This is a genomic window from uncultured Campylobacter sp., from assembly GCF_938045225.1.
GTDB lineage: Bacteria > Campylobacterota > Campylobacteria > Campylobacterales > Campylobacteraceae > Campylobacter_A.
The window spans coordinates 1-5,360 of sequence record NZ_CALINL010000053.1 but is presented as its reverse complement, the minus strand read 5'-3'; the positions used below and the strand labels follow the sequence as shown (position 1 = coordinate 5,360).

4 protein-coding genes are annotated in these 5,360 nt (G+C 49.6%); 1 reads left to right on the top strand and 3 read right to left on the bottom strand.

Translation table 11 applies throughout. From position 1 onward, the window contains the following. Positions 1 to 337 precede the first annotated feature (337 nt). Positions 338 to 1,336, top strand: coding sequence for a tRNA (adenosine(37)-N6)-threonylcarbamoyltransferase complex transferase subunit TsaD (gene tsaD / locus Q0200_RS02585; protein WP_297937374.1), 999 nt, complete (start codon positions 338 to 340; stop codon positions 1,334 to 1,336). A 231-nt stretch (positions 1,337 to 1,567) separates the two neighbouring features. Here tsaD and Q0200_RS02580 read toward each other — a convergent pair whose 3' ends face one another. The 3 genes from Q0200_RS02580 to Q0200_RS02570 all read right to left on the bottom strand — a co-directional run bounded on the left by Q0200_RS02580 (position 1,568) and on the right by Q0200_RS02570 (position 5,237). Further along, the gene (locus Q0200_RS02580; protein WP_297937373.1) at positions 1,568 to 2,431 is read right to left on the bottom strand and encodes a 3'(2'),5'-bisphosphate nucleotidase CysQ; all 864 of its coding nucleotides are present in this window, start codon (positions 2,429 to 2,431) and stop codon (positions 1,568 to 1,570) included. A 366-nt stretch (positions 2,432 to 2,797) separates the two neighbouring features. After that, complete coding sequence (locus tag Q0200_RS02575; protein ID WP_297937371.1) at positions 2,798 to 4,072, bottom strand: citrate synthase; 1,275 nt, start codon at positions 4,070 to 4,072, stop codon at positions 2,798 to 2,800. 1 nt (position 4,073) lies between these two features. Beyond that, entirely contained in the window at positions 4,074 to 5,237 is a 1,164-nt protein-coding gene (locus Q0200_RS02570; RefSeq protein WP_297937368.1) for a cation:proton antiporter, read from the bottom strand. Positions 5,238 to 5,360 lie beyond the last annotated feature (123 nt).

The window sequence follows — 5,360 nt, the reverse complement described above, 5'->3', positions numbered from 1 at the left end:
TTTTGCTTCGGCGTTGCCTCGCAACTGCAAAGCAGAGCGTAATTCAAGCCCCTTCCCCCTTAACACGAAAGATTAAATTTAATGCATAACATCAAATTTAACAAAACCAAATTTAGTACCTTAAAGGTGCTGGTCTCGGTGCGTCAAATTTGGATTCAAGATTATTCAAATTCGGTTTCGTCGCAAATTTACGGCAAGCGATTTGTCCGCGTATTTTGTCGCCTTCGTCAAAAACCGCGCCGAATTTATAACCGCGAAAGCAAAAAGCGGTAAAATGCGCTAAAAAAGGAAAAATTAAAAAATGAGCGAAAATTTACGACATGGCAGTGCGGGCGGGCTGATTTTAGGTATAGAAAGTAGCTGCGACGATAGCTCGGTGGCGCTACTGGACATCGACACGCTGGAGCTAAAATTTCACAAAAAAATCTCGCAAGATGCCGAGCATTGCGCATTTGGCGGAGTGGTACCGGAGCTAGCCGCGCGCCTTCATACGGCTGCGTTGCCTAAAATTTTAGAGCAGATCAAACCCGAGCTACCCCGCGTCAAAGCCGTCGCCGTCACGAACGAGCCCGGACTCTCCGTGAGTCTAGTGGGCGGCGTCGCGATGGCAAAGGCGCTCGCCTCGTCGCTGCGCGTGCCGCTGATCGCGGTAAACCACCTCGCCGGGCACGTGTATTCGCTATTTTTGGCGCAGGAGGCGCGGCTGCCTGCGGGCGTACTGCTCGTTAGCGGCGGGCACACGATGGTGCTAGATATCGCCGCGGACGGGGCCGTGAGCGTGCTAGCCGCGACGATGGACGATAGCTTTGGCGAGAGTTTTGACAAGGTCGCAAAGATGCTGGGGCTTGGGTATCCGGGCGGCGTAGCGGTCGAAAAGGCGGCAAAGAGTGGGCGCGAGAGGTTTAAATTTACCGTGCCGCTGCTTGGCGACGCTCGCACGGCGTATAGCTTCTCTGGGCTCAAAAATCAGGTTCGCGTCGAAACCGAAAAGCTTGCCGAAAGCGGAAATCTCGGCACGCAGGACGTTGCCGACATCTGCTTTGCCTTTGAAAATACGGCTTGCAAGCATATTTTAAACAAGCTAGAAAAGATCTTTGCCGAGCGTAAATTCGAGCGTTTCGGCGTCGTGGGCGGAGCGAGCGCGAATCTAAATTTGCGCTCCCGTCTAAAGGCTCTGTGCGATAAATACGGCTGCGAGCTCATCTGTGCGCCGCTGGAGTTTTGCTCCGATAACGCTGCGATGATCGCGCGCGCGGGACGCGAAAAATACCTGCGCGGCGAGTTTGCGGGTCTTGATCTGCAGGCGAGTCCGAGAAGCGAGCTAACGAGGATTTAGATTCGGCTTTTGGCCAAATTTGCTTTGTTTAAATTTGACTTTTAGCGGCTGGAAATTTCGGATTTTACGGTCGGTGATTAAATTTTAGCTAGCATTTAAGGGTTTGTTCACCGAAAAATTCGCGAAAAAAAGGTAAATTTGGCGGTTTTTGTCGTCAAATTTTAGCTGTCCAAATTTGCAAGGCGTCGCCAAAAACAGCGGCGTTCTCGTGGCGGCGAGTCGCCTTTTAGTTTATAAATTTATCTGCTTTATCGCTCGTAAAATTTCATCCTCACGGTCTAAAAAATCCTTTGCGATGACGATAAATTCGTTGTTTTTTAGCGCGGCTGCGTCGTAGATCGGCGTTTTTAGCGTCGCTAGATCGATCATCTTTGCTCCCGCGCCCGCAGCGATCATCTCGCCAGCGGCGTTGTCCCATATAGAGCTTGGCGAGTAGCGCATGTATGCGCCCGCGAGGTTTTCGGCGATGCGGCAGTATTTGATCGCCGAGCTTAGCCGCGCGATGTCAAAATTTAGAGCGGTTGCGAGCTTGCCGGCCGTTACGTTTTTGCCGCGTTTGCCGCTGATTATCGTTTGCGGCGCTCTCTCGTTTACGGCTAAAATTTGCGGGATAAATGCACCGTTTTTATAAAGCTCTTTTTGCGTTGGCTCACCCTTTGCCGCACTATAAATTTCGCCGGTAACGGGCGCGTAGATAACGCCAAGAACCGGGCGACCGTCCTCTATGAGCGCGATACAGACGCAAAACTCGCCGCTACCCTCGATAAAGTCCTTCGTGCCGTCTAGAGGGTCGATGAGCCAAAATGTCCGCGCAGACTCGCCCAAAATCTTTTCCTCCGAGCAGATCGGGATCTGTGAGCTTTTTAGCGTTTTAAATATCGCAGCGTTTGCCGCAAGATCGGCTGAGGTCACGGGCGAATGATCTGTTTTTAAATTTACCTCGAAATCCCGGCCGTTTTTGCCGCATACGCTTTCGTTCAAGGTCGAGCGAGCCGCCAAAACATCGTCGTCAAAGCCCTTGTGGGCGTAAAATTTCATTATCTCGTCGCCTGCTTTGATGGCCGCAAGCTTGGCTAGGTTTAGTAATTTTTGCATTTTGGTTTCTTTTTTAGCGGCTCGTCTTTTGAGCGCCTTTGAATGAGTTTGAAATTTTCGCCCTGCGGCAGACTATCTGTCTAGCCTTGGGACGAAAATTTCCGCACAACATTCAAATTCATCTCAAAATACTTCGCCTTGTCGTTTTGTGTTCAAATTTAAAGTCAAATTTGCAAATTTGAGTTGCCCAGACCCGTACCCTGAAAACGTAAATTCTGCCTTAACTTAAAGAGTTAAGGCGTCGTATTTTTTCGTCAGACGAGGCAGTGGCGAACGAGGCGAGGGAGCGTATATATAATACGTGACCGAAGCCGACCGAGCCGCTAACGACGTATGGCGGAAAAAGACAAGCCGTCAAATTTAAAATTATTTCGGCGTTCTGTTCGTCTCGCCCACGTACAACTGCCTCGGCCTCACGATCTTTATACTCTCCTGCTCTTTTAGCTCTATCCACTGGCTGATCCAGCCAGGAATCCTACCGATGACAAAGATAACCGCAAACATATCGTTTGGTATGCTAAGGGCTTTTAAAATCAGTCCCGAGTAAAAATCGACGTTCGGGTAGAGGTTGCGCGAGATGAAATACTCGTCGTTTAGCGCGATCTCCTCGATCTTTTTGGCGATTTTTAGAAGCTCGGTGTTTATGCCGATCTCGTCAAACAGCTGGTCACACATAGATTTTAGCACCTTGGCGCGCGGATCGAAGTTTTTATACACGCGGTGACCAAAGCCCATCAGCCTAAACGGATCGTTTTTATCTTTGGCGCGGGCGATATATTTGTCCACGTTTTCGACCGAGCCGATCTGCTCTAGCTGGCGGATGACGCCTTCGTTCGCGCCGCCGTGAGCCCAGCCCCATAGCGCTCCGATACCAGCAGCTATACACGCATACGGGTGCGCGTGCGTCGAGCCCACCGTGCGCACGGTCGTCGTGGAGGCGTTTTGCTCGTGATCGGCGTGCAGCATAAAGACCGTATCAAGCGCCTTGACCTCGATCGGACGCAAATTTACGTGCTCGTACGGGTAGCTCCTCATCATGTAGAGGAAATTTTCCGTAAAGCCGCGGTCTAAATTTGGATAAATGATCGGCAGTCCGCGAGAAAACCTATAAGAAAACGCCGCTATGGTCGGGATCTTGGCGATTATTCGCATCGCCATCTCGTGGTACTCCTCTGGCTTGTCCATGTTTAGGTGATCAAAGTAAAACGCAGAAAGCGCCGAGACCGCCGCCTGCAGGATCGCCATCGGGTGCGCCTTATCCGGAAATGCGTCAAATAGTTTCATCATGCCCTCGTGGATGAAACTACGTTTTTTAAGCTCGAGTTTAAAGGCATCGTACTGCTGATCGTTGGGTAGCTCCCTGTTTAGCAGTAGATACGCCACGTCGATGAAGGTCTTGTGCTCGGCAAGATATGCGATGTCGTAGCCGCGGTACATCAGCTCGCCTTTTAGTCCGTCGATGTAGGTTATCGTGCTCTTGCACATCGCCGTCGAGCTGTAGCCGCGGTCAAACGTAAACATCCCCGTATCGCTAAAAAAGGTCGAGATGTCGATGACGTCGGGGCCCATGGTGCCATGAAGTATCGGAAAGTCGTAGCTTTTGCCGTTTCTGTTGTCGGTTAGCGTAACCGTATCGCTCATCTTAGCTCCTTTGTAAATTTGATTTTACGCTCATTAAAATTTTAATACATATCGTGACTATTATAGCCTGAGTTAGGCTTGCTAGTATGAAAGAGAAGTAAAAATTTTCATTTATGCCGCCTGATTTGTAGGCTATGGTAGCAACGGCGATGAGAAGCGTCAGCGGCATCGAGTGCGATAGCGCGAAAAGTACGGTATTTTTTAGCCCAAGGATGTTTAAAAACACCGTGCTAGCCGCTAGTCTAAAGCCTATCATGACGCCCGTTATCAGCATTGCGTCGCGCACGACCCCGTCTATCATAAAGGCGTTAAGTTTAAACGTCGAGCCGATGTGGACGAAAAAGGTCGGCACCAAAAAGCCGAAGCCAAAGCTAGCAAGCTTGTGCGGGAGGTCCTTTTTGTGATCGAAAAACGTCGCGATAAAAGTCCCCGCCACAAACGCGCCAAACGCGATCTCTAAATTTAAATAAAGCATAAGCGCGATGATGCCAAAAAACAGCGCCATACACAGGCGGATGTCTTTTTCGGAGTTGTCGTAGTGGGGCATCAGGATGACGCGCAGCTGCGGATACCACCAAAACAGCACGTTTAGCGTCTTGTAGCCGATCACTGCCGCGGCTAAAAATCCGCTCAGATATATGACCGAAAATGCTAGCTCGCTACCCGCGCCAAATTTCATATACGCGCCGACGAAGGTTAACAGCGTGATACTCACGACTTCGCCGATCGAGCCGATGAGCATGCCGATATTTAGCCACTCCTCGTTTTTGCCGTACTCCTTAAACAGCGTAAATATCATGCCCACGGCCATCAGCGGCACGATGAGGATAAAAAGGCGGTTTAGATCAAACGAAAACGTCAGTAGCGCCGAGAGCAGGTAGAGTATCGCCAGATAGATGACGCCCGTTTTTAGGATCTTTTTATCTATCGTGAAAAATAGCTTGAGATCGACCTCCGTGCCCGCTAAAAACATGAGGTAAAAAAAGCCGACTTCACTCACGATTTTAAATATTTCGTTGTGCCCGATAAAGCCCAAATACCCGGCTACCGAACCCAAAATAATCTCTGCGGGCGCGATAGGTATGCGTAAAATTTTAGAAAAATACGGCGACGTAAAGATGATAAAAGCTAGCGCGATGAGGATACTTAGTCCGTTTGCCTGCAAGAAAGTCCTTTGTAAATGGGGGATTATAGCCTAAGGTTTTTTATTCTTTGATAAATTTGACCCGCTTAGGCTTGTCTTTTGAGCGTCTTTGAATGAGTTTGAAATTTTAAGTCTGCGGCAGAC

Bases quoted from the DNA above. Each gene is read 5' to 3' on its own strand.
- Q0200_RS02580 (WP_297937373.1), bottom strand. From the start codon at position 2,431: ATGCAAAAATTACTAAACCTAGCCAAGCTTGCGGCCATCAAAGCAGGC.
- Q0200_RS02575 (WP_297937371.1), bottom strand. From the start codon at position 4,072: ATGAGCGATACGGTTACGCTAACCGACAACAGAAACGGCAAAAGCTAC.